We start from the raw sequence: 23949 nt of genomic DNA on the forward strand, positions 1-23949 counted from the left end.
CTCTTTACTTATTTTATACGTTTTTTAAAATAGGTATATATTTGAATCCAAATCACTACCCAAAGATAACCGAAAGCATATCCTCCAAGGACATCTGAAGGATAATGAACATGTAAAATAATTCGGCTAGCACCTATTAATAATAGTAAGATGGTTGTAATTGCAGCAATGGTTATTTTTCCTGCCTTTGATTTTGTTCCCTCAATTAAAAGATACGCAATCATAAAATAAACAATCATCCCTACCATGGCATGACCGCTCGGGAAACTGTAGCTTTTCACATTGACAAGATGTTCAAGGTCTGGCCTTGGGCGCTCAAAAAGATCTTTTAAAAGCTTACTAATTTCATTACCTAATGCTATTGATAAGGCCAGGACGGCAGCACCAACATAGTTCCTTTTTTTTAGTAGTAACCAGGCTAACGCAAGCAAGGCCACAACCCCAATCCCTTTTTTATCTCCCATTTCTGTTAGTTGAATAAAAAATGGAATGATTGTCTCAGGTACATGTGAGAATAGCCCTGCTATCTTTTCATCAATCCAAAATTGGCTGTGGATACCGACTTTGATTGTAGTAAATAAGGCAATTAATACAGCAATAAACATAAAAATAAAAGAAGGATTCCACTTGTTTTGATTTTTCCCCATTCCCCAAACCCTTTCCTGCATCTATCTAGTAGAAATTCTAATAAAAGTATAATGAAAAGGAATATAAAAATCTACTTTATAGGATAAAAGTGATAAAATAGTTTGAAAATACATTCTTTATTTCTGATACGTTTGGGGGAATCGATTTGTTAAACAAGCTGTTTGCTGCCTTAGAAGGGTCATATGAAGAAATGGTTGCCTTACGCCGTTATATGCACCAGCATCCAGAGTTATCTTTTAAGGAATATAATACAGCAAAATTCATTCAATCCTTTTATGAGAAGCTTCAAATTGAAGTAAGAGTTAACGTGGGTGGTAATGGTGTAGTTGCTAGGGTTTATGGAAAGAAGCCTGGTAAAACTGTTGCATTACGCGCTGATTTTGATGCATTACCCATTCAGGATGAAAAGGAAGTTCCATACAAATCCTTAGTTCCAGGAGTGATGCATGCTTGTGGACATGATGGTCATACGGCTACTCTCCTCGTCCTTGCAAAAACAATCAACGATTTAAAAGAGGATTTGGAAGGCACATATGTTTTTATCCATCAACACGCTGAGGAGTATGCTCCTGGTGGTGCGATTTCAATGATTGAAGATGGATGTTTAGATGGTGTTGATGTGATTTTTGGTACTCATTTATGGGCAAGTGAACCGACGGGAACCATCCAATATCGAACCGGACCAATTATGGCGGCGGCTGACCGCTTTGAAATTGACATCCAGGGTAAAGGCGGTCATGGTGCCCAGCCACATAAAACGGTAGATGCCATCGTAATTGCTTCTCAGCTTGTTTTAAATCTACAGCAAATTGTCAGTCGCAGGATTAATCCGATTGATTCCGCTGTTGTCACCATTGGCTCTTTCACTGCACAGAATGCCTTCAACGTTATAGCTGACAAAGCGCATCTCATTGGCACTGTGCGGACTTTTAATGATAGCGTCCGTCAATTTATCGAGGATGAAATGGAAAGAATTATTGCTGGCACATGCTCTATGTCAGGCAGTTCGTATGAATTTAGGTTTGATCGGGGCTACCCTGCGGTGGTCAATCATGAGAAAGAAACTGCTTTTTTAACTTCCTGTGCACAGAAGGTTGCAGAAGTAACCACTATCGAAGAAAGCGAGCCGCAAATGGGCGGTGAAGATTTCGCCTATTATTTGCAAAACGTGCCAGGTACATTCTTCTTCACTGGAGCAAAGCCGGTAGGCAGCGAAACAGGATACCCTCATCATCACCCCAAATTTGATATTGATGAAAAGGCAATGCTAATTGCAGCGAAAACATTGGGTGTGGCCGCTTTAAGTATTCATGGTAATGATTAAGGAAAATCCCCTGAACTCAAATTGGGTCAGGGGATTTTTGCAGTAGTCTTAATCGATAGGCATTCATAGCTGTTTCTCCTAAATGCTTAAGGAGATTGTGATTGGCATAAGCACCGACAAAAGCTCCAATGCCCGGGACTAGTTGCAGCATTTTAGCTAAGTCGATATAATCCCGATACTCCTGCTGAAACTTGCGCCAATCCATTTCCACAAGAACCCACTTTCGATTCTCCCAGTTTTCAATTTCATCTAGTGTACTCTTACGGATGTCCTCACTTGAAAATGCAAGCTGAAAAACATGAAGAATAAAAAGTCTTTCTGCATATTCCTTTGTATTAAACCCATAGATGGATGCTGCTTCAAATAGAAATTTCATCTTAATGGAAAGCAGTAACGGAAAGTCAGCAAGTCCAAGCAAAATACCACCAGCCCCAGTCCCCGCACCTTCAATCATCGCTGTCTTTTGAAAAGAAGCAATTTTTTTAACTGCTAACTCATCTCTTTCTGCAAGCGTTAAGCCACGTGCCTGATCTTTACTGGTTGTCACCTGCGATCCGAATAGCGTTGCTTTTACCATTGCTTTGATACTTTCTGTCATTACCTCATGAACCTTTTCAGGAATTAATTCATTTATTTTCCCTTGAGCTTTTTTCGATAATCGGTTCATCATCCCTGAACGTCTCGTTAATTTTCGTTTCCACTCTTCGACTTCCTCAAAAACCTTTAATTCATACTCGTTCATTGGCAACCCCTCCACAATAATAATATGCTTACATTCGAAGTTCTCCGCTCAATAGTTTCAAAAAAATCCCCTTCTATGTTTTAAAAGGGGATTTCCGATTATGATTTCAATCGTTTACTAGCGTAAAAATAAACAAAAACATAGCTAAAAACAAGTCCAGCACCTAAAGATAACATCGATATGAACAAATCACCTTTAAACAATATAAATAATGAAAAGATGACTGCTTGTATCGCTAAAATGGTCATTAATAAAGAGTAAAATGCTCCTGTTTTATATTTTTGTTCCACCGGATATAAGTCTACCCATAGTTTATTTTGATGATGATTCCAAAGTGGAAGAAGCTGAAAACCCGTTAAATATAAGAATAAAATTCCAAGTAAAATTTGACCTAACCCAAAAGAAATAAAATAAATCGCAAGTGCACCAATTACTGTTAAGCGCGTAAAGAGTCCTAGATAATCAGATGACCGTAAAAAGGCTCTCGAAAACAAATAATGATAGGTCTTATCACGGGAAAAGGCAATTCTGTTAATGAATATATCTAACCATTTTCTTCTTTTTACCGTATCCCTTAATTTTGGCACGTCTGTAAACATATTTGCCAGCCGGTAAAAGGACGCCATCCTTTTCTCTTCTTGATTAATTAATAAATCCCATTTAAGGCCCATTTTCTTAGTTTGAACATAAAAGTAAAAGTAATAAAAAATACAAACTACAACAATTAGCAATAGGATAAAAATACTCGCTTGTTTAAATAACAAATATGTAAAAGTTGCATTTATTAAATAGCGAACAAAGATATCCCACCTATGGATAGAAGATTGTACGAAAAAGTCGATTCGCCAGCTAGTCGCTAAATTCCAAGCCTTTAAGGCCAAAAGTATAACTAGAAAGGGGATAAATGAACGGAAGCCATTACTACTTATTTGGGCATACATTGGCATCAATACTGCCAACACCATAAGGAGAAGATACCCTTGAAAAACAAGACTCGCTCCTCCTGAACGAAGAAAATACCCTTTTAATTTTTCCTCAAGCGGGAGTATAAACACCTGATCGGCTTCAAGCAGGAAATTGTAAACTGGACTATAGGTTAAGAAGATACCTATCAATACAGCGATAATTATTTCTGCAGGAAAACCATCTGTAAGGGTTTCAATCCACTTTTGATAATAAAATGAGGCCGTTCCAATTAAAAACAATAAAACAACGACCAGATGCCCATTGAAAATATAGCGTAAATACCTGCCTAAATCTTTAATACGACCGCTAGCTCGGTCTTTCCAAAGCTTTTTTTCATCAAACATAATTTTCTTCCTTTGTTAATTGAATATACAAATCATCTAAAGAAGCAGCTGGCATGGAAAATTGCTCCCTCAACTCCTCAAGCGTCCCTTTTGCACGTATTTTTCCTTCATGCAAAATCACAAATCGATTACAATACTTTTCCGCAGTGGCCAAAATATGAGTGGACATTAAAATACCTGCACCGTTATCTTTCATTTTTTTCATTAAATCAAGTAGGGATTGAATACCAAGTGGATCAAGACCAACAAAAGGTTCATCAACAATATATAGAGACGGCTGAATTAAAAATGCACACATAATCATTACCTTTTGTTTCATGCCCTTAGAAAAATGGGCAGGAAACCACTTTAAACGCTTTTCCATACGAAATTCTGTCAGCAATGAAGTAATACGCTCTTTATAAGTAGCCTCATCAAGTCCGTACGCCATTGCCGTAAGTTTCAAATGCTCCTCAAGGGTCAATTCTTCATATAAAACCGGGGTTTCTGGAACAAACGTAAACATTTTACGATAAGCTTCTTTATTTTCTGTAAAGGTTTGTCCATTTATTTTTACTGCACCACGGTGTGGTTCCATTAATCCAATAATGTGTTTTATGGTTGTACTTTTGCCCGCCCCATTTAATCCAATAAGGCCGACAATTTCTTTTTCCTTTACTTCAAAGGAAACATCTTTTAAGACAGGGTTTCGGGTATATCCCCCGACAAGATTTTCGATCATTAATAAAGACATTTGCAACGTCCTTCCTAAGCACGATTATTTTATTATTTTAACAAATTGTCCTTGATAAAAATAGAAATTCAAATTTTTATCTTTTTTTTGTATATTTCTTTTCACATCGGACATCATAATATTCGAAGGGGAAATAACTTACTTCGATGAAGCGATTCATCAAAACTTGAGATGAGGTGTCTGTCAAAGACAATTTACATTTCAAATAAGTGAGCTTCCAATTCGTTTCAGATAAGGGGATGGTTGTTTTGTACCATGTGCACGGTAACCATTTTGAGTTCTAGTAACACCAAGTAGCTGTTTATCTTAAAAAAATAAACATTAAATGAGGTGTTTACCGCAGATCGCTACCTGTTTTTATAAGTTGGGAAAACATATAAAAACACTATAGGGGATGGTCAGCTTGAACAATAATGTCTCTTTATAAAAAACACTCTATGAAAAATGAGGTGTTTATCAAAGAACACTCCTATTGAACGTACCTTTTGAAGCAATTCCCCTTCGAGAGGGCAGGATTCCAAGCGGATCCTGCCTTTTTCTTTTTGGAGTTTGTATGGTAAAATAATACAAACCAATTAGAAGGGATCGTGTATGTAATGAGCGATTGTATTTTTTGTAAAATTGTTAATGGAGAAATTCCATCCGCAAAAGTTTTTGAGAATGAGCATGTACTAGCCTTTTTGGATATTACACAGGTAACTAAAGGACATACATTAGTTATTCCGAAAATACATAAGGAAAACTTATTTGAACTAACTCCAGAAATTGCCAGAAACCTTTTTGAAGTGGTCCCTGCCATTGCGAATGCCTTAAAAAAAGAATTTGAACCGATTGGATTAAATACGCTAAATAATAATGGTGAACATGCCGGTCAATCCGTATTTCATTATCATATGCATTTACTTCCGCGTTATGGAAAAGGCGATGGATTTGGAGCCGTTTGGAAAAGTAATCAAAGTGATTATACTCCTCAAATGTTACAGGAAATGGCTGGAAATATTAATAAACAAGTATAATCCACTTAGATATTTTTAAATTATCAGAAAATTATATCTTTATTATTATTATATAATTATGTTATAATGAAAATAGGTTTTTCGCTGCAGGCAAATAGCGCACTGCAGGAGAAACAAATAGATTAGTATAGCAGAGGAGAGAAGAGAAATGAATACAAAGAACATTGTAGTTTTAGCACTTTTAGCGGGGATTGGTGTAGTCTTACACACGGTAATGCCAAGTTTTCTTGGAATAAAACCAGATATGATGCTGGCGATGATGTTTTTAGGAATAATCCTTATTCCTGAGATAAAGAGTGTCATGCTTTTGGCCATCGTGACTGGAGTATTGTCTGCATTAACAACTGGATTTCCAGGCGGACAAATTCCAAATATCATTGATAAACCTATCACTGCTTTAGTCTTCCTCGGTTTATTTTTAGCTTTAAAAAAATACCGAAACTCTATTGTTAGTGTTGGAGTTTTAACTGCCATCGGAACTCTTGTATCAGGTACAATCTTTTTAACAGCAGCATTCTTTTTAGTAGGTTTACCTGCGTCCTTCGCGGCACTATTTGCTGCAGGTGTTCTGCCAGCTATTGCACTCAATACCGTTATAATGATTATTTTGTATCCAGTAGCTCTATCAATTGTTAAGCGGACTAAATTAACAACACCTTCCGTCATTCAAAAGTAATGAACGGGATCCTTTTTAAGAAAAGAACCCAGAGGGGTTCTTTTCTTAATATACTTTCTATAAAAAATAAGTGATGATAACAGCAATTAACAGACAAATCCCTCCACCTCCAGCTAATGCAAATGTTCTTTTCTTTAATATTTGTTTAGGTGGATATACACCGGGGCTTGTTAATCTTAAAAAATATTTTATTGCTCCCCATAAAAGGATCGCACCAAAAATAAAAAAAAGGGTTGCAGCAAGCTTCATCTATCTTATCCCCCTATTTAGTTTCAAAAAATTCGACCATTTGATGTAACTATTTATATGTTTAGCCGTCCATTCCTATGAACAGGGTCTAATAAGTTAATAAAGGGATGACTGGAAACTTTACTTTAAAATAAAATTTTAGAGCGAATTTTCTAAATGTTTCTATTTTTCCGTGGATCTTGTCAAAACATATGATTCTTTTCAAAAATAAGCATATTTTTTTAAAATTCAATAGTATATTATTCTATTTTTTAAAATTTTGTGAATTTATACTTTATTAATTTTTACTTTATTGGCATAATGAAAATAGAGAAATATAAAGTGGGTGAAAATGGGGATGACTGAAAAACAATATTCAATGAAGGAAGCGATGATTTTTACTCAGAGAGTTGCACAATTAAGTAAAGCCTTGTGGAAATCGATTGAGAAAGATTGGCAGCAATGGATAAAGCCTTTTGATTTAAATATTAATGAACATCATATTCTATGGATTGCTTACCATTTAAATGGGGCTTCTATATCGGATGTGGCCAAGTTCGGGGTTATGCATGTTTCAACAGCATTTAACTTTTCGAAAAAGTTAGAAGAACGAGGTTTGCTTCAATTTTCAAAAAAGGAAAATGACAAACGTAATACTTATATCCAGCTTACTGAAAAGGGTGACGAGATTTTACTTCAACTAATGGAAACCTATGAGCCAAATGGCAATGCTGTATTTTCTGGTGCTTTGCCGCTTCGTGACTTATACGGCAAGTTTCCAGAGATTGTTGAAATGATGGCGATCGTCCGTAACATTTATGGGGAAGATTTCATGGAAATCTTTGAACGTTCCTTTCATAATATTGAAAGTAGGTTTGTTGAAGAAGATGGGAAGCTAAGAAAATCAAAAAATACTGAACAAGAAATCGTTTAATATTGTTTTATAAGTACTTTACCATCTCTTGAAAAAGGGGTAAGTAAAGCTTTTGCGTTAAACACGCGTTAATTACTTCTCTAATATTTAGCGTAGATGGTAATGATACAGATAATTCATGAAAAAGCGGATGGAAGTACACATACCCCTCCGCTTTTTGTTCTTCCATTTTTAGGTTCATTTTGTCACATAAAGAATAAAACTTCTCTATTTCCTGTTCGGTAATCCCATTTTCAATTATTAGTTTATATAATTCAAGTTTTGGATCATTAAGCAACTTTAATAATAGCTTTTGATGATATTCAAGCAAGTTTATTCTTTCCAGTAATTCATATTCATTCATCCTATTGCCCTCTTTTCAGAACTTTAACATTTTTATATGTTTATTATTAACCTTTTAAAACATTGGGTAAACCATTTTTAATAATATCAGGTAAAATTTTTAATTAGGTGTTCCAGACAGAATATAAATGGTTAATGCATCCATTAAGAGCCTAACATTCTTCCATTCTTTTTGACTATCTTTTTTGGGTGATTTTTGATATTGTATTAATCATAACACGTACATCAGGGAGGGAATCATTGATGATCTCCATTTTTATTGTCTTCGCTATTTTTATCTTGTTTTATGTAAATAAAATGACCAATTCACTCTGTATCCAAAAAGAAATTCCTGAAGAAAACCAACATAAGGTATTTCGTACCATTAATATCCTAATTACGATTCTTCTGATCTCTTCATATTTGGAAATTTTATATACATAATCCAATTAGAACGCTTAGCGAACGAAGGGATTTGTATTCATTAAAAATAGAAGCGATGAGAGCATTTCTCATCGCTTTTAGTTTGATACTTTTATTAATAAACCCAAGAAGCTCCGATGATAATTAATAAAATGAAAAGGACAACCACTAAGGCAAATCCTCCACCGTAACCTGCTCCACCAGACATATATTTACCTCCATTCATAAATGTTTAATTTGGTCTTAACAAATCCAAGAAGCTCCGACAATAATTAATAGTATGAAAAGTACTACAATTAGAGCAAAGCCCGCTCCATGTCCATGGCTCATCGTAATACCTCCTTTTTCATTTACTACGATATACTATTCAAACCATATTCATTTCGTTTAGGCACTTCCCATTTTTTTTGAAATGTTTTAGGTTGCCTTTTTAATAAATTTCAAAAAATAAACATAGCTATTATTTTTGCAGTAGTTCCCATTTATGTTATAGTAGAGTTTGTGGACAAGAATTTACTGTTTAGGAGAGATTTCATCATGAAAAAATGGTTATTAGCCCTTTCATTGGCTGGTGGAGTACTTGCATTAACTGCATGTAATCAAAGCGGATCTGATACAGTGGCAGAGAGCAAAGTTGGTAACGTTACCCAAGAAGAACTTTACAACACAATGAAGGATAAATACGGAGACCAAGCCCTTCAGCAGCTTGTATATGAAAAAGTTCTATCTAAGAAATACAAGGTTACTGATAAGGAATTAAATGCGAAAATCGACCAATTAAAAACAGATCTTGGTGCAAATTTTGAATCTACGCTTGCACAATATGGTTATAAAAGCGAAGATGACTTGAAGAAAACGATGAAGCTCGGCATGATGCAGGAAAAAGCTGCGATGAAAGGCGTTAAGGTAACTGAAAAGGAATTAAAGGATTACTACGCTACTTATCAACCTGAAATAAAGGCTCGTCATATCCTTGTTGCTGATGAAAAAACAGCAAATGAAGTGAAGAAAAAGCTTGATGGTGGAGCAAAATTTGAAGATATGGCAAAACAGTATTCAACAGATGAAGGTTCTAAAGCAAACGGCGGGGACTTAGGCTGGTTTGGAACTGGAAAGATGGACCCTGACTTCGAAAAAGCTGCATATGCTTTAAAAGTCAATGAAATTAGTGCTCCAGTAAAATCACAATTTGGTTATCATATTATCCAATTAACAGATAAAAAAGAGAAAAAACCATACGCAGAAATGAAGGACGAAATTGAAACTCAAGTAAAATCATCTAAATTAACTACAGAAGAAATTAATAAAGCTATGGAACGTGAACTAAAGGCTGCTGATGTAAAGGTTAGTGATAAAGACTTAAAAGACGCACTTAAACCACAAACAGGAGCAGCAACTGCTGCACAATAAGAAATGAAAAAAGCGGAACGCCTCCTATGGGCGCTTCCGCTTTTCTTATTCACCTGTTGCCTTAAGTTCTTCTTTTAGTTCTTCTTTAAGTTCTTCCTTCAATTCCTTTTCTCTCTCCAGGCGTTTCATATAGATCTCGCCTTCCTGCTCAATGTTTTCCATTTCCATTAGTCGCTCTTCTCTTCCTGTTTTCAGTGCCATTAGTGCACTCACTACAATACCAACCACAACAGCATATACCCAAATAGGAATAGTCAATTTTTCTTGCTCCTTTCTTAGTGGTTGTCCACCTTTATTAAATGATATTCACTTAAAATGAAATTATTCATATTACCTTTTAAAGCAAAAAAAATAACCCAAATGAGGGTTATTTTATTTATGAAAAACTGGCTTATAAAAGGAACGATTATCCAAGGCGAAAATCCGCTCGGTAAATTCACCTGGCTTCACTCTTTCTAATGCACGGTCAAGCATATTCATTTTTGCATCAAGATTATCGATATAATGTAAAATCTCAGCTTCTTTAATCATTGGCGGTTTTGGACTGCCCCATTCTGCTTTTCCATGATGACTTAGAACAAGATGTTGGAGAATAAGGACTTCTTCCCCAGAAATACCGAGTTCTTCAGCTGCTTTGCCTATTTCATTAATCATAATCGTAATATGCCCAAGCAGATTCCCTTCAATCGTGTAGACCGTCGAAATGGGACCGGAAAGTTCCAATACTTTACCCATATCATGTAAAATAACCCCTGCATAGAGTAAATCCTTGTCAAGGCTTGGATAAAGCATGGCAATTGATTTGGCCAGATCAAGCATACTGACAACATGATATGCAAGTCCTGACACAAACTCATGATGATTTTTAGTTGCTGCTGGAAACTCTAAAAAAGCCGCCTGATGCTTCTTAATTAAATGTCGTGTAATTCTTTGGATATTAGGATTTTTCATTTCAAAAATATACTGAGTGAGTTTGCCTGACATTTCTTCTTGGCTTAGTGGAGCGGTCTCCAAGAAGTCATCCAATTTTACGCCATCTGACGGCCCAGTACGGCGAATTTGACGGATTTTAAGCTGACTTTTCCCTCGATAACTATGCACATCACCTTGTATTTTTACAATGCTTTGTGGTGCATAACTCTTTCCATCCTCTTCATTAACATCCCAAAGCTTTGCTTCTATTTCCCCGCTTTTATCTTGGAGAATTAGTGTTAAAAAAGGTTTGCCATTACTTGCAATTCCTTTAGTAGAACTTTTTATTAATAAAAAAAGTTCCACCTGTTCCCCTACTTCATGCTTTAATATTCCTTTACCCATAATTTCACGTCCTTTCCACTAGTAAGAGTATAACATATCCAATTATCACTCTATGAAATTATCTGAACAGCACCTTTTTCTAAAAAAAGAACATTTTCCCTTGGGAAATGTGGAAGCAAATGTTTATGACAAGTGAAAAATAATAGTTGATTTCGCTCCAGCCCTTTTAGTAGTTCTATCACTTTTTCTGTTCTATTTGCATCAAAATTTACAAAACTATCATCAATAATAATTGGGAGCAGATGTTTCTCATATAACGTAACTGCAAAGGCAAGTCGAATGGCTACGTATAATTGTTCCGTTGTAGCTTGGCTTAGTTCATTTGCTTCAAATATAGTACGATCCTTGCGCTCAACTAAAAAACCCGATCCTGTGTCCTGTAAGTGAATCCTATGATAGTTGCCATCAGTGAGAAACAATAAATATTCCTCTGCTTTGGAGAGCATCATTGGTAAATGAATATTTTTATACTTTTCAATCGTATCTGAGAGGATCTCTTGTGCTAAACAATAGACGGACCACTCTTTCGCTGCCTCTTCAAATTCAAATTTTTTCTGCTTGTAGTGATGGAGAATATCTGAATAAATGCCGCCCTCTTCTAGGACTTGAATTTCATACTTAATGGAAGCTTGTTCTTCCAGAATTTTTTTTAATTTTGCTTGTAATAATTGGACCTCCTGATTACATTCAGTCAGTAATTCATCACTAGGTCGCATTTTGAGGAAGTTTTCCCGTTCCTGTTCAGAAAGAATGGAATATTGTAGTTGGCTCTGCAGTGATTCTAATCTTTCAGTCAGCTTTACTTTCTTTTCTGCCTTTGCTCCAAGTTCATAAAATTGGTGTTCCGTTTCCACCTGTGCAGAAGAGATAAGTTTTTTATATTCTGAATGCAGATGAGACAACTCCTGAGACTTTTGACTTAAATCAGCTTCAAGGTCGGTAAGCTTAGCTAGTCTCTCTTGACTCGTTATTAGCTTGCTATGTTCTTCTTTCAACTTGTTTCGCAATACATAGGCAGCATTATACAAATCTAAACCTTTTTCATTTAAATAAAGCTTCTCAAAATGATGGAGACTCTTTAATATTTTTTCCTGCTGCTGATTTATTTGCTCAATTCTTGAATGTAATTGTTTTTTCTCTCTATAAATCAACTTATAGTGTTCAATTAGTTCAAATGCTTCAAGTAAAAAGGAATTTGCAATATATTCAGGAATCCTTAATTCATTGCTAATTGATAACAGCTTTCCTTTATTTTGAGCTGACTCCAATTCCCATTGTTCAAATTTTGCAATGACCTTTTCATATTGAGCTTGCTGCTGCTTTAACTTCATTTTTACTATTTGCAGTTCTTCTTTCCTCTGGTTATCAAGCTCTAACTGCTCCTCAAGATTTGTTATTTCTATATATTCAGCTGATTGGAGTATTTTCGTTAACTCTTTTTCCTTTTCTCGTAAACCGTTTAATGTTTGATTTAGGTCTACTTCCTTCGATTGCTTCTTTGTTTTAGTCATAAAAATGGCTATTAAAATACACCCTAGTAAACCTAAAGTAACTAAAAACCACTGCTTTGAAAGTATGCCATAAAGTGTTACAGCAGCTAGAATAAACTCAAAAAGATAAAACTGAAGTTTCTTCTGCTTATCTTGCTTTGCTGAAGTAGCTTTATCTCGTTCATTTATCTGTTGATAGAATTCTATTTTGTCTTGTAAGGCCCTTAGTTCTCCTTCAATGCTCTTCTTATCATTTCCCGAAACTAACTTCTCTTCAAGCCGCAACCGTTCCTGTACAGTTAGAACATGTCTCTCTGCTAGTCGGACCTCTTTTTCTATTTCTTCTAAATTGCCTTTTTCTTCTTGATATTGATTTTCTAATTCTTCCTTTACTTCTTCTAGCCTTTGAACTTTCCGAGAAACTACATCAACTTGGTTTTTCATATAAATATTTGTATTAATAGAAAAGATATTTTCCTCATTTAAATTTAAATGAAGCTTTTCTTTAGTTATAGAAAGCTCTTCTTCAATAGTTAAAAGTTTCGTTTCGCATTTCAGTTTCTCCTGTTTTAATTGCTCAAAGAGCGGGACTTGGTCAAGCAGGGAAAGAAGAGCCGGCTCGTTTTTTAGAAAAGAATGGTCTGGCTGAATCATCGCTATTTCTTTTTTTAAAATTCCAATTCTTTCGGTCATACTGTTAATCTCAGCACGATAAGGATGGATGAGTTGATTTATGTTTTCGACCCGTTCAATACCACGTGCCGGAAACCCAATCTCTCCTAGTTCCTTTAGCTCCTTCGATGTCCACTTTTCGTCCTTGACGGTGGATTCGATCCTTTTCCATTCATTTAGTTTTTCAATCATTGTCCCAAGCTCCTGTATAGACCCGTTTATTCCGGTTAGTTCTTCCTGGAGCATCTCTTTCTTTTCTACTAAATTTGAATAATTTTTATTTTTTGCTTCTGCTATTTTCAATTCTTCATTGATTTCATGAAGTGCTTGTAACTTTTCATTTAATAAAGGTTTCTTTCCTGAAGGCTTAAAGCGCGCATCTAACTCTTTTTGCAGGAAACCTTCTGTTTTTGACAGCCTTTCAGTTCCTAATGTTCCAGTGGAAAATAGGAATTTCCCTATCTCTTCACTTTTCATTTGATGGATATTTTGCAAACCCTGCAAATTAAAAGAAAAAATAGCTTGAAATAAGCTTTTATCAAAGTTTCCAGTTAATTCTTTAAGTAATTCCTCGCCGCCCATCCTACCATTGTCCAAAACGACCTTGACATCGCCGGCAGCTTTTCCTTTAACACGTTCAATCACAGCCCCGCCGTGACTTTCATGATAAATTCTAATTTTTCCGCCGTATTTGGTACTATGTTTTGGCTCATATCGGAGCACTAATGATTGTTGTTTTGTAGGAAAACCGAATAGGATGCCATGGATAAACGCCATAATTGTGGACTTACCAGCTTCATTTTCTCCATAGAAAACTTGAAAATCGTGAAGGTTGGTAATTTGGACATTCTCTAATTGCCCATACCCGTATATGTGTAGTTCGAGGATTTTCAAATCTTCCTCACACCTTCCCTAAGCTTGATAAAGTAATTGTATAAGCAACTTCTCTGCTTTTCCGACTAGTTCTTTTTGCTCTGCAGCCGTAAACTGAGCTAAATATTTTCTCCCTAAATGGTGTTCGTACAATGGAGCCAAAGCATGCTCCACATCGTCATAATGGTCAATGGTATCAAAGAGCTCTGCATAAAAATTAGCGTCCCTTTTCATTTGTTCTTTATCTATTTGCTGACTAACTGTGATGGTTAAGTCGACAATCCAAACAAATGATTCCTCATCTTTTTCATCCTCTAAGAGAAGCTCTAAAAGATCGGCATCAACGCTTCTTTTTTCCCGTTCATCGTCTAATTGAATATTTTTCAAAACAAGAGATAATAGCGTCCCCTTCTGTTCCTTCCGTACACTATTGATTTGAGTTTGGCATAATTGTAATAGTTCATGAAAACTTCTGGCTGAAGATCCATCAACCACTGCCTCTTCCCAAATAATATCAGCTGTTTCTAAAAAGGTCATTTTCAGATCAAGTTCGGTTAACGAAACATAATAAATTCCTTTTACTCCTGTTTCTTTCTTATTTCTACCTTGGATATTGCCTGGATAAATGATCGGCGGTTTATCAGATAGGATCGTTCTTTTATGGATATGGCCCAATGCCCAATAATCAAAATCTTTTCGAAGCAAATCACTAACTGTAAAAGGAGCATAGTTATCATGCTCAACCCCAGAACTCTCATTTCCATGAAGAATTCCGATATGGAAGTCGGCTCCTTCTTTCTTTATATAATCATCTATTCTTCTATCAAAGACATGTCTCGTCGGATAACTAAAGCCATATAGATGGATGATTTCTCCGCTCTTTGTATGTAAAACTTTGGTTCCTACCTCATTATTAAAAACATGTACATTTGGTGGCATGTCGAGGTGAACCCAGGACCCGTTTAAATGATCATGATTACCATGGACGATATAAACAGGAATTTCTTTTTCTGCAAGCTTTTGCATCTCGGTCCGAAAGCGGGATTGTGCCCGCAAGCTGCGGTCCTCACCATCGAACAAATCGCCTGCTAATATAACGAAGTCAACCTGATGATAAATCGCAGCTGCCGTAACCTTTTTTAAGGCTGTAAACGTACTTTCTTTCACTCGTAAAAAGATGTTATGCGGCAAATACTTTAATCCAACCATCGGGCTGTCTAAGTGCAGATCAGCGGCATGAATAAACGATATCTTTTTCATAAAAAATTCCTTTCCTCATCTTTTCTCCATTGTAGCACCTCTGAAATACGAATGCACGTTCTTGTTAATAGTGGGATGAAAAAATAAAGAGCTTTTACCTGGGGTAAAAGCTCAAACTTTTAACCTTGGTAAAAGCTCAAACTTTTAACCTTGGTAAAAGCTCAAACTTTTAACCTTGGTAAAAGCTAAAGTTCACCTTTATTCTTTCTTAGTTAACTGTAATGCTTTTTTAATATCTTTAAAGGAGTTTGACTGTCCATACATTAAGACGCCGCCACGATATACGCGGGCTCCAAATATCGCTAAGAAAATAATAGTTGTTACAAGGATAGCTATTCCTAATAGAGCCTCCCAGACTGGAATTGTCAACATTCCAACACGCAGAAACATGATCATTGGTGTAAAGAACGGTATATAAGATGTTATCGTGATGAACGGTGCATCAGGCTTTCCCAAGCCAAACATAGCAATCATAAATCCAGCAACAACGAGCATGGTCATTGGCGTAATCATTTGCTGAACATCTTCAATTCTGCTGACAAGTGACCCGAGAAATGCTGCAAGTGTTGCATAAAGAAAATAGCCTAGAATAAAGAAAATGACCGCGTACACGATCGTATCTCCAGGGATATCACCAAAACCATATACACCAAAAAAACCTCCTTTTAAGGATTCCATATTTTGTTTAAGTGAGAAATAGCCTACAGACAGGAAGACAGCAAGTTGTGTCAGGCTTAAAAGACCTATTCCGATTATTTTTGCAAACATTTGCTTAATCGGTGAGACACTTGATATTAAGATTTCCATTACCCTTGAAGATTTTTCTGTCGCAACTTCCATGGCAATCATATTTGCATACATAATAACTGAAAAATAAATGATAAATAGCAGGACGTAGACAAGACCCCTTGCTTGATCTAATTCCTCCTCTGTTTTTGCGTTCTTCTCAAGAGCAATTTTCTCAAAAGAAACGGGTTCATAAAGCTTTTGAAGCTGGACAGGTGTCAGATTGATATGAGAAGCTGCAAGCATTGTTTTTAATTGCTGGAGGCTCGTTTGAAGATCAGTAAACAAGGCTGAATCAGCAATACTCATGGCTTTAAATTGTGCTTCTGGCAGTTTTTCATCATTGAAACTAAGCAGAAGAATTCCTTGATAATCTCCCTTTTCTACCGCTTTTTCAGCTTCAGCTTCACTGCCCTCGTAAAGAGACAGTTTAATATTTTTATTAATTGATCTAACTTGTTTTTCCAATGGTTTGTATAATTGTCCTGTTTCATCTAAAACAACAACCATTTCTTTCCCATCATTTTTATCAAATAAATCAATGATATTTGATAAGTTAGTTAAGACTAAGACGATTACAACCGTTAAAAGGGTAGTGATGATAAAGGATTTTGTTTTTAATTTGTTTAAATAAGTATGGAACAAAATAATCCAGAAACTATTCATAAGAGTCACCTACTTTCTCAATAAAAATATCATTTAAAGAAGGCTCTTCAAGAGCAAATTTCCGAATAAACCCTTGATTTACTATCTCTTTAAGAATTTTTTCGGCTATGTACTCTCCTTCAATTTGTAGATGAATTCCTTCCATAGTAGGTTTTGACTTAACAACACCAGAATAACTTTTTAAGGAATCTAACGAAAAATCAGCATGGATAACCAAGTTCTTTTTACCAAACGATCGCTTTATTTCTTTTAATGAACCATGGACCACTGGACTTCCTTTGTGTAAAATGCAAAGATGCTCACACATTTCTTCTACATGTTCCATCCGGTGACTCGAAAACACGATGGTTGCTCCACTTTCTTTTAAGGATAAAACTGATTCCTTCAGCATTTCCACATTTACCGGGTCAAGCCCGCTAAATGGCTCATCGAGAATTAATAATTTCGGTTTATGCACGACAGCAGCAATGAATTGAATTTTCTGTTGGTTCCCCTTGGAAAGTTCTTCGACTTTTTTATTTTCATACTCTTGAATTTTAAATCGCTCAAGCCATGACCTTAATTCTGCAAGTGCCTCCGTCTTTTGCATCCCTCTTAATCTTGCTAAATAGACAATTTGGTCACGGACTTTAAGTTTTGGATACAAGCCTCGCTCCTCCGGAAGATAACCGACTAAGTGACTCGAAGAATAATCAATCGGCTTCCCGTCCCATGTAATCTTTCCACCGCTAGAATCGAGTAGACCTAATATCATACGGAATGTCGTTGTTTTTCCTGCTCCATTTGCCCCTAAAAAGCCAAACATTTCTTTCTCTGGTATTTCTAAAGATAAATCGTCAACAGCAACAAAATCTCCAAACCTTTTCGTGACATTTTCAAGTATCAGACCCATTTCACACACTCCTCTCCATTTAATTACGAATATTGCACAAAATGGTTTCACTTTCTTTTTGCGCTTTTTTTTAAATTATGTGAAAATATAAAGTAACATTAGTTTATTAAGGGGTTGGTGGAATGAAGACTTATAAATTAACAGCATTTGAAACCAATGGAGAAAAGATTTTAGATGAATCTATTCAGGCTGAACATGATGAGGCTGCAAAAGAATTAGCCGAAAAGATGTTAACTGAAAAAAACTTATTAGAACGTACACATCGCTGCACCTCGCCAAGTGGAAAGTTAGTACTGTTTCATTCTTAAAAAGGCTAAAAACAAAGAAGCCGGGTGGCTTCTTTGTTTACTTTCCTATAAATCTAGGTGGCCTTTTTTCAATAAATGCTCGAATCCCTTCTTGGTGGTCAATCGTTTCACGCATTTTTTGTTGGGAGAGTTTTTCTAATTCTAATATTTTTAGTAAATATGGACGATTCATGTCTGCTAATATTTTTTTTGTTTTTATCATTGCTTGAACCGGTTTGCTTAACCAATCTGCGATTCTAGCATCTAATGTCTCCTGAAGCGTTCCAGTCGCTACCTCTTCAATTAACCCCAACTCCAATGCCTCAGCAGCATTCATCATTTTACCGTCCCAGATTACGTGTTTCGCTTTTGCTTCTCCTAATTTTTTCTCTAAAAAGAAATGGGCACCTCCATCAGGAATCAAACCAATTCCGATAAAATTCATTGCAAACTTACTAGTCTTTTCAGCAATGATATGGTCTGTAGCTAATGCTAGGCTGAATCCCAAGCCTGCTGCTGCCCCTGATACAGCGCTAATCGTTAATTTCGGCATACTATAAAGAGTAATAATAAGCTCACTAATGCTATCCATGACTAGATAAAGTTCGTTTTCATTCATGCTTGAAATCATTGTTTTAATATCACCGCCAGCGGAAAAGGCTCTACCTTTTCCGGTTATTACAACAATATCAATTTCATCGGATTCACTGATTTCTTTAAGCTTGCAGACAAGCCCCCTAATCATATCTAGGTCCATTGCGTTTAAAGCTTCGGGTCTATTCATTTCTAATGTTGCAACACGGCCAGCAACCTTCACATTCACCTTATCAGTAATAAAATTAATCGACATGCCCAACCCTCCAATCCTCTTGTCAATTCCATTATATAGGGAATTGATGGGATAAATAAATAAAAGTTTTTTAAATATAGTGAATTTTCCACATTTTATTTTTTATTCTTATGCACAGCCGAAAGAACAAAGGAATATCCCTTGTCCTCCTTACTTATGCTTTTCGAATCCTATCTTTTTGCACTTGATCCCTTAAAGTCATCTTCAGGAATTTACCAACCGATGTCTTAGGAATTTCATTTAGGAAGAGGATATCATCAGGAATCCACCATTTTGCAAATTGCGGCTTTAAAAAATCCAATAGTTCTTCTTTCGTTGTTTTCCCCTTATATGCCTCTTTTATAACGACACAGCCTATTGGACGTTCTTGCCATTGCTCATGTGGTACAGCAACAACCGCCGCTTCAAAAACAGCCTCATGTGCCATTAATGCATTTTCTAAATCAACCGAAGATATCCATTCGCCACCGCTCTTTATTAAGTCCTTTGTGCGATCGACAATTTTGACAAAACCTTCTTCATCGATTGTGACAACATCCCCAGTATGAAGCCAGCCTTCACGGAAAGCATCCTTTGTCCGTTCATCTTTATAGTATTCAGAAGCAATCCATGGACCCTTGATACACAATTCGCCCATTTCTTTACCATCCCATTTGACCTCTCCAGCTTTGCCAACCACCTTTAAATCTAAGCCTGGGACAAGAATTCCCTGTTTGGCTCTTATTTCTAGCCTTTCCTCTGCATCTAACTCTTCTTGATAGCTTTTTAAATTTGAAATAACAACTAAGGGACTAGTCTCTGTCATCCCATAGGCATGCATGAATGGGATATTATGCCGTTGTTCATAGGATTTAATCATTCCTTTAGGTGCTGCAGACCCACCGCATAATACCCCTCTTAAACTGCTCATATCATAGGATCCTTCATCTAGCTCTTTTAATAATCCAAGCCAAATGGTTGGAACCCCAGCCGTTATTGTTACTCGTTCCTGTTCAATGAGTTCTGCAATCAATTTAGGTGTGAAATATGGGCCTGGCAAAACAAGCGATGTTCCAAACCAGACCGCTGCAAATGGCATCCCCCATGCATTGACATGAAACATTGGGACCACTGGGAGTGCAATGTCCTTTTCACTTAAAGCTGCGCTGTCGGCAAGTCCAAGCGCCATACTATGTAGAAAGATACCTCGATGCGAATATACCACTCCTTTTGGATTACCAGTAGTAGCCGATGTATAACACATTCCAGCCGGATCATTTTCATCAATATCAACAGGGTATTGGAAAGTAGAATCGGCTTCGGATAATAGACTTTCATAATGATAGACTGGGGAGAGTGTTGTTTTAGGTAGTTCTTTTTCATCGGTCATAATGATAAAAGCTTTAACGGTTTTCAATTCAGAGGCACATTTTTCAAGCAATGGAAGGATGTCCGAATCAACGAGGAGAATTTTATCTTCTGCATGATTAATAATATAGGAAATATGCTGTGTGGAAAGGCGAAGGTTTATTGTATGTAAAACAGCCCCCATACACGGAATAGCAAAATAAGATTCTAGGTGGCGGTGATGATTCCATGCCAGTGTTCCGATCCGTTCGCCTTTTGATACGCCTAACTTTACCAAGCTGCTTGCAAGCCTTCTTGTTCTTTCAGCAATTTGTTTGTAAGTAAATGTATGGATGCCACTTGCAGTCCTTGATATAACTTTTTTCTTTGGAAAATACTTTTCTGCCCTTTCCATCATTTGTGTCATCGTTAAAGCGGTTTGCATCATAGATATATCCCCTCCAAATATGAAAGCGTTTACCTAAATGAATACAAAAAATATGGTCAACTTTATAAATTATTCGTCATTACGATAGATTATTCCTTTATAAGAAACGAGATTACACGAAAAATCCCATAAAATAAATTCATATAGTAGAAGTTATTCTGGATAAATAATTCAAAACAAAAAAGATATCAACGGCACTGCCACTGATATCTTTACAAGGGTTATTTTTTAATAATGTTCATCCTTCTTAAAAACTCAATTGGTTGCTGCTTTCTAAAATGTTCTTTGACCATATAAGCTACACCATGTTCATTCTCTGACCTGGTAACCCAATCGGATGCTCTCTTTACTTCGAAATCGGCATTCCACATTGATACTCCAAGACCTACGGCTTCAAGCAATGGAATATCATCTAGACCATCACCGATATAGACCATTTCTTTTCGATGGATTCCAAGTTGGCTCGCTAGGTAGGATAACCCTGATAACTTTGAAACACCCACGGGTACAATATCTAACCGTAACGAGTCAAGCTCAATCAATTCAATCTCCGTAAACATTTTTCTAAGTGCCTTTTTGGCATCTTGAAGGTCACTCTCTTCTTCAAAATATACTTCAATCTTAGGGGGGCTCACTGGTTGGTCATGTAAATATTCAGATAGTGATGAAACAAATTGCTGCGAATAGAAGACTGGATCTCCTGAGGTAAAAACGGTTTTAGCCAACAAATTATTATTTAATTTTAATTTATTTGCTAATGAAAATTGTTCGTGGACTAGACGTATTTGACATGGCAGGGCCTCTAAGAAGCTTACTGTATCGTAGGTTATATCTTCATTTATCCTTTTCACATAAATTGGTTTGTCCTCTGAACTGGCAATAAAAGCGCCTTGATGAGTGATTAATGGTGATTTTATTTTTAAGGCCTTCGCTACTTTCCTTGTAGAAGGAAAACTCCTTGATGTTACGAGTGTGACATAGATCCCTTTTTGTTGAACATATTCGATTGCCTCTTTTGTTGATCTATGGATTTTACCATTTGTTTGGAGAAGTGTGCCATCAATATTTAAAGCAAGCAAGCGATAAATCATTACGTTGCCCCCTGTTCTTGGTGAATTAGCCTTTATATCACTTTTATGATTTTTTAGGCATTTATAGAACAGAAAAGCGGAAGCTTTACCTTGCAGGCATATTGACCAAAGCATAGTCGTTAGGTAGGGGTGAAATTATTAATTGATTGTCCCTGCTAACTGGCCTATTGATAATCCTATATATTATTATTACAAATTAACGCGGTGAATTATTAAAGAAGGGGAATAAAAGAAAAGGCTATCGAAAGTTTTTCGACAACCTGAGCCTTCGGTTACTTTTCCCAAGGCTTTTCTAACTGAGTTTACATTTTTCCATAAAGGTCTTCTAATGGCTTCATGATCACTTTGTTTAATTCCCCAATAACCATGCTCATCCGTTGTTCTGCTTGCATAAGCCGAGCAATTTTTTCATTTTGCTGAACGAGTCCAACAGTTGATTGTGCTTGTTGGACCTCTTGTTCTGATATATCCTGCCCCATCATTTGTTTCTGCTGCAGGTCCATTTGGATTTGACGGAACTTATCAAACATCTGTTTTGCTGCTGGATCAGCATTTACCTCTTTATAAGCTTGCTGTAGTTGGGTATATTCTTCACTTTGACGAATGGCTGTTTCTAACGCATAGGCGGAATCATATAAATTAACTGCCATTGTTATCCACTCCTTTTTAATGATGTCTAGCTCCAGCGCCGCTAAACGGGCGCTTCCGCTTTTCTATTCTGAATCAACTATAACAAACTATTCACTTAAATGCGAGAATGTTAATATCACCATCTAGATTAATGTTACATACATTACTATATCAACTAATGCCTATAAGCTCTAGGTAGAAATTGAGGAATGCTTATGTTTTTTCCAATAACTCCAATAACGATTAAACCAAGGAAACAAAAAAATAAAAATGACTGCTTTGTGCAAATGTCTAACCAATTGTTTACCAATTTACTAGTGAATCATAACCTTGACTTAAATATCAAATTAGGACACAAGACGATAAAAACAAAAGTCAAAACGATTGAAATGGACCCAAATATGATGCTTATACCCGAAAATATCTTAAAAGATTTTTGTCTCCCCATTCAGGAATATAAATTTCAGGCTATCTATCATCCTGATTTACTTACACTTGAGCTTGGGCCTGTGATTGGACTATTAACTGATTTCCCTTCAAATATGGAAGAGGAACCCCATTTTCGTTCTATTCACGCTTTTTGCGAGGAGCTTCATCATGGAATTACCGAGATTGGCGGCTTTTTTTATGTTTTTTCCTATGATCAATTTTTAAATCGTGGGTATTACCTTATAAATGGGAAATGGAGTCCTTTTGAACATCCCTTGCCAGATGTAATTTACAATCGAATCCATTCCCGCAAACTTGAACACTCTGAGCCATTCAAGCATTTCCGTAATAAACTTGAAGCCTTGCTGATCCCACTTTTTAATGAACGCTTTCTTTCAAAATGGGAAGTATATAATCAAATATTTCATGAGAAACATCTTTTTCCGTTTTTACCAAAAACCAAAATTTATACAAAAGAACACTTATATGAACTTACTCAAGAATTTGAAACGGTATTTATCAAGCCAGTTCATGGCAGTCAAGGCAGAAATATTATGAAATTGAAAAAGGAAGAAGATAGCCAATTCTCTTTACAAACCTCTATCGCTGCTCTTAACGATAGATCTAGAAATAATTATCTTTTAGATGAAGTCCACCAACTTATAAAGCAAATACTTCATAATCGTTTTTATATAATTCAACAGGGGATAGAGTTAGTTACTTATGAATCCTGTGCCATGGACTTTAGAGTTTTGTGTCACAAAAATCTAAACAACCATTGGCAAGTTACCTCGATTGTGGCAAGGGTCGCAGCGGAAGATGAGTTCGTTTCCAACATCGCTAGGGGCGGGAGAATCCTCAAACCCTTAAATGTTCTACGTACCTGTTTCGACCAAAAAAAATCTGTAGAAGTGTTTGCACTTATGAAGAAATTAGCGCTTGAAACGGCTTCGACTATTAGTGGTTCTTCAACAGGGATAACCGGAGAATTAGGGATCGACATCGGGGTCGATCAAGAGGGACAGCTGTGGATAATAGAAGTAAACTCTAAACCTTCTAAAAACTTTGAGGATGGGTTAGGAAAAATAAGGCCGTCAGCTAAGGCGCTCATCCAATTTTGTACGTTGCTTGCATTTGAATCTACAATTGTAAAGGAGGATCATTAAA

General features: G+C 36.2%; 26 protein-coding genes. 8 read left to right on the forward strand and 18 right to left on the reverse strand.

All coding sequences use genetic code 11. The features are described 5' to 3' along the window. Positions 1-8: 8 nt before the first annotated feature. Complete coding sequence (locus tag AB7942_RS02870) at positions 9-647, reverse strand: phosphatase PAP2 family protein (protein ID WP_369445703.1); 639 nt, start codon at positions 645-647, stop codon at positions 9-11. Positions 648-793: 146 nt separating this feature from the next. On the opposite strand from AB7942_RS02870, the gene AB7942_RS02875 reads away from it, so the two are divergent. Next, entirely contained in the window at positions 794-1972 is a 1179-nt protein-coding gene (locus AB7942_RS02875; protein ID WP_369445704.1) for a M20 family metallopeptidase, read from the forward strand. Between the two features lie 16 nt (positions 1973-1988). Here AB7942_RS02875 and AB7942_RS02880 read toward each other — a convergent pair whose 3' ends face one another. From AB7942_RS02880 to AB7942_RS02890, 3 genes are all read right to left on the reverse strand, one after another. Further along, positions 1989-2714, reverse strand: coding sequence for an EcsC family protein (locus AB7942_RS02880; RefSeq protein ID WP_369445705.1), 726 nt, complete (start codon positions 2712-2714; stop codon positions 1989-1991). A gap of 98 nt (positions 2715-2812) precedes the next feature. Beyond that, positions 2813-4024 carry an ABC transporter permease gene (locus AB7942_RS02885; RefSeq protein WP_369445706.1) on the reverse strand — a complete coding sequence of 404 codons (1212 nt, stop codon included), beginning with the start codon at positions 4022-4024 and terminating at the stop codon, positions 2813-2815. Next, positions 4017-4757, reverse strand: a complete 741-nt coding sequence (locus tag AB7942_RS02890) for an ABC transporter ATP-binding protein (RefSeq protein WP_335713565.1) — start codon at positions 4755-4757, stop codon at positions 4017-4019. The genes AB7942_RS02885 and AB7942_RS02890 overlap by 8 nt, the downstream gene beginning before the upstream one ends. A 596-nt stretch (positions 4758-5353) precedes the next feature. Here AB7942_RS02890 and AB7942_RS02895 point away from each other — a divergent pair. Both AB7942_RS02895 and AB7942_RS02900 read left to right on the forward strand, forming a co-directional pair. Next, entirely contained in the window at positions 5354-5773 is a 420-nt protein-coding gene (locus AB7942_RS02895) for an HIT family protein (RefSeq protein WP_369445707.1), read from the forward strand. Positions 5774-5921: 148 nt separating this feature from the next. After that, positions 5922-6449, forward strand: a complete 528-nt coding sequence (locus tag AB7942_RS02900; protein WP_369445708.1) for a tryptophan transporter — start codon at positions 5922-5924, stop codon at positions 6447-6449. 57 nt (positions 6450-6506) lie between these two features. On the opposite strand, the gene yhzF is transcribed toward AB7942_RS02900, so the two are convergent. Then, complete coding sequence (gene yhzF, locus AB7942_RS02905) at positions 6507-6698, reverse strand: membrane protein YhzF (protein WP_369445709.1); 192 nt, start codon at positions 6696-6698, stop codon at positions 6507-6509. Between the two features lie 337 nt (positions 6699-7035). Between yhzF and AB7942_RS02910 the strand changes: the two genes are divergently transcribed. Beyond that, positions 7036-7611: an HTH-type transcriptional regulator Hpr gene (locus AB7942_RS02910; RefSeq protein ID WP_369445710.1), complete on the forward strand. Its 576-nt coding sequence runs from the start codon at positions 7036-7038 to the stop codon at positions 7609-7611. Positions 7612-7618: 7 nt separating this feature from the next. Here the strand turns inward: AB7942_RS02910 and AB7942_RS02915 are convergent, their stop codons facing one another. Further along, positions 7619-7954: a DUF1878 family protein gene (locus tag AB7942_RS02915; RefSeq protein ID WP_088086000.1), complete on the reverse strand. Its 336-nt coding sequence runs from the start codon at positions 7952-7954 to the stop codon at positions 7619-7621. A gap of 242 nt (positions 7955-8196) precedes the next feature. Between AB7942_RS02915 and AB7942_RS02920 the strand changes: the two genes are divergently transcribed. Further along, positions 8197-8376 carry a hypothetical protein gene (locus AB7942_RS02920; protein WP_088085999.1) on the forward strand — a complete coding sequence of 60 codons (180 nt, stop codon included), beginning with the start codon at positions 8197-8199 and terminating at the stop codon, positions 8374-8376. A gap of 94 nt (positions 8377-8470) precedes the next feature. On the opposite strand, the gene AB7942_RS02925 is transcribed toward AB7942_RS02920, so the two are convergent. Beyond that, positions 8471-8563 carry a YjcZ family sporulation protein gene (locus tag AB7942_RS02925; protein ID WP_066251949.1) on the reverse strand — a complete coding sequence of 31 codons (93 nt, stop codon included), beginning with the start codon at positions 8561-8563 and terminating at the stop codon, positions 8471-8473. Positions 8564-8598: 35 nt separating this feature from the next. Continuing rightward, the gene (locus tag AB7942_RS02930) at positions 8599-8685 is read right to left on the reverse strand and encodes a YjcZ family sporulation protein (RefSeq protein ID WP_369445764.1); all 87 of its coding nucleotides are present in this window, start codon (positions 8683-8685) and stop codon (positions 8599-8601) included. 207 nt (positions 8686-8892) lie between these two features. Between AB7942_RS02930 and AB7942_RS02935 the strand changes: the two genes are divergently transcribed. Beyond that, positions 8893-9765 (forward strand): peptidylprolyl isomerase, encoded by an 873-nt coding sequence (locus tag AB7942_RS02935; RefSeq protein ID WP_088085997.1) that lies wholly within the window; start codon positions 8893-8895, stop codon positions 9763-9765. Positions 9766-9810: 45 nt separating this feature from the next. Here the strand turns inward: AB7942_RS02935 and AB7942_RS02940 are convergent, their stop codons facing one another. The 6 genes from AB7942_RS02940 to AB7942_RS02965 form a co-directional block, all read right to left on the reverse strand. Further along, positions 9811-10023, reverse strand: a complete 213-nt coding sequence (locus tag AB7942_RS02940) for a sporulation YhaL family protein (RefSeq protein WP_088085996.1) — start codon at positions 10021-10023, stop codon at positions 9811-9813. A gap of 114 nt (positions 10024-10137) precedes the next feature. Next, the gene (gene yhaM, locus AB7942_RS02945; RefSeq protein WP_088085995.1) at positions 10138-11082 is read right to left on the reverse strand and encodes a 3'-5' exoribonuclease YhaM; all 945 of its coding nucleotides are present in this window, start codon (positions 11080-11082) and stop codon (positions 10138-10140) included. A gap of 50 nt (positions 11083-11132) precedes the next feature. Then, positions 11133-14138: an AAA family ATPase gene (locus AB7942_RS02950; RefSeq protein ID WP_369445711.1), complete on the reverse strand. Its 3006-nt coding sequence runs from the start codon at positions 14136-14138 to the stop codon at positions 11133-11135. Positions 14139-14156: 18 nt separating this feature from the next. After that, positions 14157-15377: a metallophosphoesterase family protein gene (locus tag AB7942_RS02955; RefSeq protein WP_369445712.1), complete on the reverse strand. Its 1221-nt coding sequence runs from the start codon at positions 15375-15377 to the stop codon at positions 14157-14159. A 198-nt stretch (positions 15378-15575) separates the two neighbouring features. Then, positions 15576-16829, reverse strand: a complete 1254-nt coding sequence (locus AB7942_RS02960) for an ABC transporter permease (RefSeq protein ID WP_369445713.1) — start codon at positions 16827-16829, stop codon at positions 15576-15578. Next, the gene (locus tag AB7942_RS02965) at positions 16822-17721 is read right to left on the reverse strand and encodes an ABC transporter ATP-binding protein (RefSeq protein ID WP_369445714.1); all 900 of its coding nucleotides are present in this window, start codon (positions 17719-17721) and stop codon (positions 16822-16824) included. The genes AB7942_RS02960 and AB7942_RS02965 overlap by 8 nt, the downstream gene beginning before the upstream one ends. Before the next feature lie 122 nt (positions 17722-17843). Between AB7942_RS02965 and AB7942_RS02970 the strand changes: the two genes are divergently transcribed. Then, positions 17844-18029 carry a YhzD family protein gene (locus AB7942_RS02970; RefSeq protein ID WP_335713274.1) on the forward strand — a complete coding sequence of 62 codons (186 nt, stop codon included), beginning with the start codon at positions 17844-17846 and terminating at the stop codon, positions 18027-18029. Between the two features lie 37 nt (positions 18030-18066). Here the strand turns inward: AB7942_RS02970 and AB7942_RS02975 are convergent, their stop codons facing one another. The 4 genes from AB7942_RS02975 to AB7942_RS02990 form a co-directional block, all read right to left on the reverse strand. Then, positions 18067-18858 (reverse strand): enoyl-CoA hydratase, encoded by a 792-nt coding sequence (locus AB7942_RS02975; protein ID WP_369445715.1) that lies wholly within the window; start codon positions 18856-18858, stop codon positions 18067-18069. 154 nt (positions 18859-19012) lie between these two features. Beyond that, on the reverse strand, positions 19013-20632 hold the full coding sequence (locus tag AB7942_RS02980; protein WP_369445716.1) for a long-chain fatty acid--CoA ligase: 1620 nt from the start codon (positions 20630-20632) through the stop codon (positions 19013-19015). 221 nt (positions 20633-20853) lie between these two features. Further along, positions 20854-21723, reverse strand: coding sequence for a Cof-type HAD-IIB family hydrolase (locus AB7942_RS02985; RefSeq protein WP_369445717.1), 870 nt, complete (start codon positions 21721-21723; stop codon positions 20854-20856). A 302-nt stretch (positions 21724-22025) separates the two neighbouring features. Next, positions 22026-22373 carry a YlbF/YmcA family competence regulator gene (locus AB7942_RS02990; RefSeq protein WP_168242412.1) on the reverse strand — a complete coding sequence of 116 codons (348 nt, stop codon included), beginning with the start codon at positions 22371-22373 and terminating at the stop codon, positions 22026-22028. Positions 22374-22568: 195 nt separating this feature from the next. On the opposite strand from AB7942_RS02990, the gene AB7942_RS02995 reads away from it, so the two are divergent. Then, complete coding sequence (locus tag AB7942_RS02995) at positions 22569-23948, forward strand: YheC/YheD family endospore coat-associated protein (RefSeq protein WP_369445718.1); 1380 nt, start codon at positions 22569-22571, stop codon at positions 23946-23948. Position 23949 lies beyond the last annotated feature (1 nt).

This window comes from Neobacillus sp. BF23-41 (assembly GCF_041106275.1).

Excerpts from the sequence above, each read along its gene's own strand:
- AB7942_RS02870 (WP_369445703.1), bottom strand. The coding sequence starts at position 647 with ATGGGGAAAAATCAAAACAAGTGGAATCCTTCTTTTATTTTTATGTTT.
- AB7942_RS02880 (WP_369445705.1), bottom strand. The coding sequence starts at position 2,714 with ATGAACGAGTATGAATTAAAGGTTTTTGAGGAAGTCGAAGAGTGGAAA.
- AB7942_RS02885 (WP_369445706.1), bottom strand. The coding sequence starts at position 4,024 with ATGTTTGATGAAAAAAAGCTTTGGAAAGACCGAGCTAGCGGTCGTATT.
- AB7942_RS02890 (WP_335713565.1), bottom strand. The coding sequence starts at position 4,757 with ATGTCTTTATTAATGATCGAAAATCTTGTCGGGGGATATACCCGAAAC.
- AB7942_RS02895 (WP_369445707.1), top strand. The coding sequence starts at position 5,354 with ATGAGCGATTGTATTTTTTGTAAAATTGTTAATGGAGAAATTCCATCC.
- AB7942_RS02900 (WP_369445708.1), top strand. The coding sequence starts at position 5,922 with ATGAATACAAAGAACATTGTAGTTTTAGCACTTTTAGCGGGGATTGGT.
- yhzF (WP_369445709.1), bottom strand. The coding sequence starts at position 6,698 with ATGAAGCTTGCTGCAACCCTTTTTTTTATTTTTGGTGCGATCCTTTTA.
- AB7942_RS02910 (WP_369445710.1), top strand. The coding sequence starts at position 7,036 with ATGACTGAAAAACAATATTCAATGAAGGAAGCGATGATTTTTACTCAG.
- AB7942_RS02915 (WP_088086000.1), bottom strand. The coding sequence starts at position 7,954 with ATGAATGAATATGAATTACTGGAAAGAATAAACTTGCTTGAATATCAT.
- AB7942_RS02920 (WP_088085999.1), top strand. The coding sequence starts at position 8,197 with ATGATCTCCATTTTTATTGTCTTCGCTATTTTTATCTTGTTTTATGTA.
- AB7942_RS02925 (WP_066251949.1), bottom strand. The coding sequence starts at position 8,563 with ATGTCTGGTGGAGCAGGTTACGGTGGAGGATTTGCCTTAGTGGTTGTC.
- AB7942_RS02930 (WP_369445764.1), bottom strand. The coding sequence starts at position 8,685 with ATGAGCCATGGACATGGAGCGGGCTTTGCTCTAATTGTAGTACTTTTC.
- AB7942_RS02935 (WP_088085997.1), top strand. The coding sequence starts at position 8,893 with ATGAAAAAATGGTTATTAGCCCTTTCATTGGCTGGTGGAGTACTTGCA.
- yhaM (WP_088085995.1), bottom strand. The coding sequence starts at position 11,082 with ATGGGTAAAGGAATATTAAAGCATGAAGTAGGGGAACAGGTGGAACTT.
- AB7942_RS02955 (WP_369445712.1), bottom strand. The coding sequence starts at position 15,377 with ATGAAAAAGATATCGTTTATTCATGCCGCTGATCTGCACTTAGACAGC.
- AB7942_RS02960 (WP_369445713.1), bottom strand. The coding sequence starts at position 16,829 with ATGAATAGTTTCTGGATTATTTTGTTCCATACTTATTTAAACAAATTA.
- AB7942_RS02965 (WP_369445714.1), bottom strand. The coding sequence starts at position 17,721 with ATGGGTCTGATACTTGAAAATGTCACGAAAAGGTTTGGAGATTTTGTT.
- AB7942_RS02970 (WP_335713274.1), top strand. The coding sequence starts at position 17,844 with ATGAAGACTTATAAATTAACAGCATTTGAAACCAATGGAGAAAAGATT.
- AB7942_RS02975 (WP_369445715.1), bottom strand. The coding sequence starts at position 18,858 with ATGTCGATTAATTTTATTACTGATAAGGTGAATGTGAAGGTTGCTGGC.
- AB7942_RS02980 (WP_369445716.1), bottom strand. The coding sequence starts at position 20,632 with ATGATGCAAACCGCTTTAACGATGACACAAATGATGGAAAGGGCAGAA.
- AB7942_RS02985 (WP_369445717.1), bottom strand. The coding sequence starts at position 21,723 with ATGATTTATCGCTTGCTTGCTTTAAATATTGATGGCACACTTCTCCAA.
- AB7942_RS02990 (WP_168242412.1), bottom strand. The coding sequence starts at position 22,373 with ATGGCAGTTAATTTATATGATTCCGCCTATGCGTTAGAAACAGCCATT.
- AB7942_RS02995 (WP_369445718.1), top strand. The coding sequence starts at position 22,569 with ATGTTTTTTCCAATAACTCCAATAACGATTAAACCAAGGAAACAAAAA.